The following is a 5445-nucleotide window of genomic DNA, read 5'->3' as shown; positions in this document are numbered from 1 at the left end:
TCTCTCCCTGATCCGTTGGTAAGGTACGAGCGACCTCTCTCACTTGCGAATCCATCGCTTTCACCGTCGGGGTAATTTCTGCTTGCTTCCGTACCTCAACGACTTGTTTCAGCTGCGCTTCTTTTGTTTCTACCTTTGTCGCTGGCGTATTCGCTCGCAACGCTTCTTTTGCCTCTTGTAACACTTCAGTTGTGACTGCCTCTTCCACTACACGTAGCGCTTGCACGAGCTGTTGCCGGGCTTCCACGCTGCGTCCCGTTGTCTCTAGCTGTTTCGACTGTTCAAGGGCACGAGCCACTTTCTCTCCCTGATCCGTTGGTAATGCACGAACAAGCTCCCTCACTGGCGTCTCCACCGCTTTCACCGTCGAGGCGCTTTCTGCTTGCTTCCGTACCTCTGCCACTTGTTTTAGCTGGGCTTCTTGGCTGTCTACTTTTATCGCTAATGCGTTCGTGCGCAACGTTTCTTTCATTTCTACTTCTGTTCGTATATCAGTTTTTTGTCCCACTGCCCGCAATGCTTGAATGAGGTCAGTTTTCGTCTTTTCTCCTAGTTGTTCTACACGTTCAATTGCTTCATATAATTCATTCGCTTCAATGCGTGGCAATACCGTTTCTTTCAACTGACGAACAGCATCTTCTATCGAGCGAGATGTGCGAACAATTCGTTTCGCTTCATCCATCGCTTGTTTTTGTGCAGCTGGAGACGGCCGTACCGACACATCTTCTGTTTTCTCAACAGAAGCAAACGCTTCAAGCAATCGCTGTTTGGCGCTAAGTGGCTGGCCTGAGCGATACAACTGTTCTGCTTCTTGTAACGCTGGACCGAGCGTTTGACGAACGACATCACTCTCTTTTGCAATAGTGAGCGCTTTTGCAACGATCGGCTCACGTTCGATTTGTTGACGTACAGTTTGTAGCTGTTTTCCTTGCGTTGTTGCTCGTTCAGTTTGTACATAATCTATTCTCTTTTCATTCGCCTCTGCCAAAGCAACAGCTTGCATGATGCGACTGCGGGCAAACATCTCGTGTCCGCGCTCTTTTAACAACGTCGCCTCTCGAACGGCTTTTGTGATTTCGTCATGTCCGTTCTCCTCTGCAAACTGCTTTGCCGATTCAATCGCACGATCAATGTTTCGCTCTCGTTGCAGTTGTGCACGTAGCTCACTGACCGTTTGCGACCGTTGCTTTGCGATTGGAGTAAATGAAAAATGTTCATCAATCGCCCGAACGATATCATGTAACGACTCGCTTAACGGCTTGCCGTGGAGCGCTTCATGAACCGCTTGTAACTGCTTCATCGTCATATCAAGCTTTTTGCTTGCTGCGATTTGAATCGTTTCTAACTTTTGTTCAACCGTTCCTTTTCCTTCTGCTAAAAACGTGCGTAACGACTCCACCGTTTCTCGAGTGAGCGGCAATTGCTTTTGTGCTACCATCGTCACCGCCTGGCGAAGTTCAGGCGTTTCAAACGTTTCAGATGATGATGTAGAAGGTGGTGTCACAATCTTTCCTTCGACAATATCCCCATCACTACCGGTTACTTGTACTTTCACTCGTCCAGACGGCGGCACGTCACCTTCAAAACGAAACCGAATATCGACACCTCGCAATTGCACGATCGCTTCTTTTTCACCTACTTGTTCTTTCACAACTGCTTCGTACACATCTCCTGCTTTTAACGTCACAGTCGTTGAAGATGACGATGTCGAGCGATAATGTCCGTATCCGCGAATTTCCATAACGACTCATCTCCGTTCTCCAATATTCCTATTTTTTATATCGACCATCGGTACGATGTTTTCAATGGGAGTTTGTTCCCAACTATGAGCGGATGAGCGTAAAAGAAGAAATGTCACGTGCCCCTGCTGCATAAAGAACGTTGGCCGCTTCATGCACCGTTGCCCCTGTCGTATAAATATCATCAACGATGACAATGCGCTTTTCGGCTACATCTTCTCCTGTCAAACAAAACTTGCGCCCGACAAAACGTTCACTCCTCGTTTTTTTCGATTGTTTTTCATCATCAATACGTCGCAAGGCAAAAATCATTGGCAACGATAAAAGCGAAGCGATTGCTTCTGCTTGATTAAACCCTCTTTCAGCTAATCGAGAAGGGCTAAGTGGAATCGGTACGAGGAACACATCGGAAGAAAAATGTTCGTTAAACACAGCGCAAACATCATGGCGAAATGCTTCAACGAGCGCATAGTCTCCTCGAAATTTAAAACGATTCATCACTTCTTTCATCCAGTCGTCGTATATATAGACGGAATAGTTTTGTTTCAAGGCGCTTTTGCGCTGTTTCCACTTTATACAATCGGCACATATCGGTACGTCACTTAAACGGCTACATCGTTCACAACGATTTCCTTCAAGGCGAATAAAGCGAGCTCGACAACGCGGACAACAAACATCCGCTTGACGAAGCGTGAAAAGCATAGCAAACGATATCGGAGGCATCCATTCATCATGACAAATGAGACACTTCATTTGTCAATCAACCCTCGCTTTCGTGCTTCATCGTTCATCCGTATAATATGGCGCTTTGCTGACACCATCGCTTTCGTTTTTCCGAAATGAAAAAAGCGAACATCACCTGTCGGATATTGAGCGCTTCGACCAACACGTCCAGCGATTTGCACGAGCGCACTCTCTGTAAAAATCGGTTGCTCTGCACCTAACACAGCAACGTCAATGTTTGGGACCGTTACCCCGCGCTCTAAAATGGTCGTTGTGACAAGAAGAGGAATTTGTCCACGCCGAAAAGCAAGCACTTTTTCCTTTCGTTTCGGATCTTCAGCATGTACCCCTTCAATGCGAGGGTGAAATTGTTGTAAGTACGGAACAACTTGTTGTAAAAAGTCGATGTGGGGAACAAATAAAAAGGCTTGTTTGTTTCTTTCGAGATGCTCGTTTACCCATCGAACAACACATGAAGGCAACCGCTTGTGGCGCCATTTTTTTTGCCAATTGCCGCACCATTCAAATGTAGGGACAGGAAGAGGATGACGATGATACCGTGCAGGAATCGTCACTGCTTTACGCTGACCGCTTTTTACTTCACGTTGCCATTGTTCGTTTGGGGTTGCGGTTAAATAAATGAGTGAGGAGTTCGGTTTTCGGGCCCGTTCTACCGCATAGGAAAGCATCGAGTCTACACTATACGGAAATGCATCGACTTCATCCACAATCATCACGTCAAAAGCACGGTAATACCGAAGCAATTGATGAGTCGTTGACACCGTCAGCGAAGCGAGCTTGCCACGGTCTTGGCTACCACCGTATAACGCTGCGATATCGACAGACGGAAAAACGTTCGCGAGGCGTGGGGCTAACTCCAATACGACATCTGTGCGCGGAGCAGCAAGACAGACGCGCTTTCCTTGCGACAACGCCATATCGATTCCTGCAAATAGCACTTCTGTTTTCCCGGCTCCACATACCGCCCAAACAAGCAAAGATTCATTTCGATCAATAGCATGACAAACTTCATCGGATGCAAGTTGTTGGGCGGGAGATAATTGACCGTTCCATTGTAGCGGTGAAGAAAAAGAGATGGAAGGAGTAGGGCCAGTCCAAATCACGAGCGGATTACATTCGCTACATCGCCCCATCGTTATACATTTGCGGCAATACGTACATATGCGTCCACAACGAGCGCACGGAAAAGAAGCAAAAAGCTGTTGATCATCATTATTACAACGAACACACATATAGCCGCGCTTTGTTTTTATGATACTGTCTACAATTTGCACATGTTGCTTATCGTAAGGAAACGAAAGTTCAGATGTAAGCAGCTGTTTCCCTGCGAAATGCAAGCAAATCACCTCCAATAAAAAAGAAGTGGACAAGTCGCCCACTTCTTTTATTCGCGCTAGTCAAAAAAATTCCTGTTTACTTTTTATACCAACCAAATCCCATCGCACCTTCTCCTAAATGCGTGCCGATAACAGGTCCGAAATAGCTAAGGAAAAATTCAACGTGCGGATATTGTTGCTCAAGTTTTTCTTTCCATGCGCGTGCTTCTTCTTCACGGTTCGCATGAATAATGACCGCACGCATAGGAACGCCAAGGTTTGCATCTTCAGCAAATAGTTCTTCTATACGATGTAACGCTTTTTTACGGGTACGAATTTTTTCAAACGGAACGATGACTTTATTAACGAAATGCAAAATCGGTTTAACTTGCAGGAGGCTGCCGATAAACGCCTGTGCACCGCTTAACCGCCCGCCACGCTGCAAATGTGATAAATCGTCGACCATAAAATACGCACGTACCGATTGTTTCATTTCATCTAACCGAGCAATAATCGCTTCCGGATGCGCACCTGCTTGCGCCATTTCTGCCGCTTCCATCGCATAAAATCCTTGCACCATGCAGCTAATTTCTGAATCATACGCATACACCCGAATGCCTTCGACCATTTGACCAGCTGCAACCGCCCCTTGATACGTTCCGCTAATGCCGCTTGATAAATGAATCGAAATGACCGCGTCGTATTGTTTCGACAGCTGTTCAAACGTCTCAACGAATAAACCAATCGGTGGTTGAGATGTTGTCGGCAGTTGTTCACTCGTTTTCACTTTATCAAAAAAATCAGCTGCCCCCATGTCGATCTCTTCCCGATACGTCTCTGTGCCAAAGACGACACTCAAAGGAATAATATGTATATTCAACTGTTCGCGAATATGCTTTGGGATATACGCTGTACTATCCGTTAAAATCGCCGTCTTCATCGCTCTTACCGTTACAGAAAACTTACAAAACTTTATAAATCATCTATTCATTATTTATAAAGTTTTCGTTTCTTTCCTTGTTCATCACGCCCGATTTCGCCGAAGCTACTCTCGTTTGCGTGGCGCTCCGAAGGCTTTACTTCCCCACTAACGTATGGGTACATAGTCATGTCACATCATGGATTTGGCATATTGTTTCAAGTTGATGCTCGCGTTGAGATCGCGATCCATTTGTAACCCACACACTTCGCAACGGTACGTCCGTTCCGATAAAGAAAGGCGGTCTTTCACATGACCGCAACGGCTGCACTTTTTGCTTGACGGATAAAAGCGATCTACGACGATCAACTCGATACCGTGCCATGCACATTTATACGTCACTTGTCGCTTGAACTCGTGGAATGTTTGTTGCTGGATTGCTTTCGATAGCTTGCGATTTTTTAACATGCCACTTGTGTTCAAATCCTCCATCACGACATACGCTGGCTTGGCTTTCACCAACGTCGTTGTGATGTGGTGGGTATAGTTTAGCTGAATGTTTTTTAGCCTTCGGCGTTTTTTGAGAACAAGGAATTCAAGTTTCTTGATGTTTTCCGTTTTTCTGTAACGGCATTCACCTCCTTCTGTTTTTGTTTTATTCATTTCGTACTTTCGTGATATTTGTCTTTGCATGCGCCTAATTGACTTTTCCAGCTTTTTTACTTTC

The 5445-nt window shown here is 45.7% G+C and carries 4 protein-coding genes and 1 pseudogene; all 5 read right to left on the bottom strand.

The genetic code is table 11. The features are described from left to right. Positions 1-1741 (bottom strand): annotated as a pseudogene (locus tag HNQ82_RS12005) (metal-dependent peptidase); the annotation flags it as partial. Between the two features lie 82 nt (positions 1742-1823). Beyond that, the gene (locus HNQ82_RS12000) at positions 1824-2492 is read right to left on the bottom strand and encodes a ComFC family protein (protein ID WP_183249898.1); all 669 of its coding nucleotides are present in this window, start codon (positions 2490-2492) and stop codon (positions 1824-1826) included. Then, positions 2489-3829, bottom strand: a complete 1341-nt coding sequence (locus HNQ82_RS11995; RefSeq protein WP_183250017.1) for a helicase-related protein — start codon at positions 3827-3829, stop codon at positions 2489-2491. The genes HNQ82_RS12000 and HNQ82_RS11995 overlap by 4 nt, the downstream gene beginning before the upstream one ends. 67 nt (positions 3830-3896) lie before the next feature. Beyond that, complete coding sequence (locus HNQ82_RS11990) at positions 3897-4739, bottom strand: DegV family protein (RefSeq protein ID WP_183249896.1); 843 nt, start codon at positions 4737-4739, stop codon at positions 3897-3899. 171 nt (positions 4740-4910) lie between these two features. Then, on the bottom strand, positions 4911-5445 hold a 535-nt coding region (locus tag HNQ82_RS11985; protein WP_183249894.1), incomplete at its 5' end, for an RNA-guided endonuclease InsQ/TnpB family protein.

It is taken from the genome of Anoxybacillus tengchongensis, from assembly GCF_014201585.1.
GTDB classification, from domain to species: domain Bacteria; phylum Bacillota; class Bacilli; order Bacillales; family Anoxybacillaceae; genus Anoxybacillus; species Anoxybacillus tengchongensis.
Note: the sequence above shows the minus strand (reverse complement) of the source record. Positions and strands in the feature narration are given on the sequence as shown.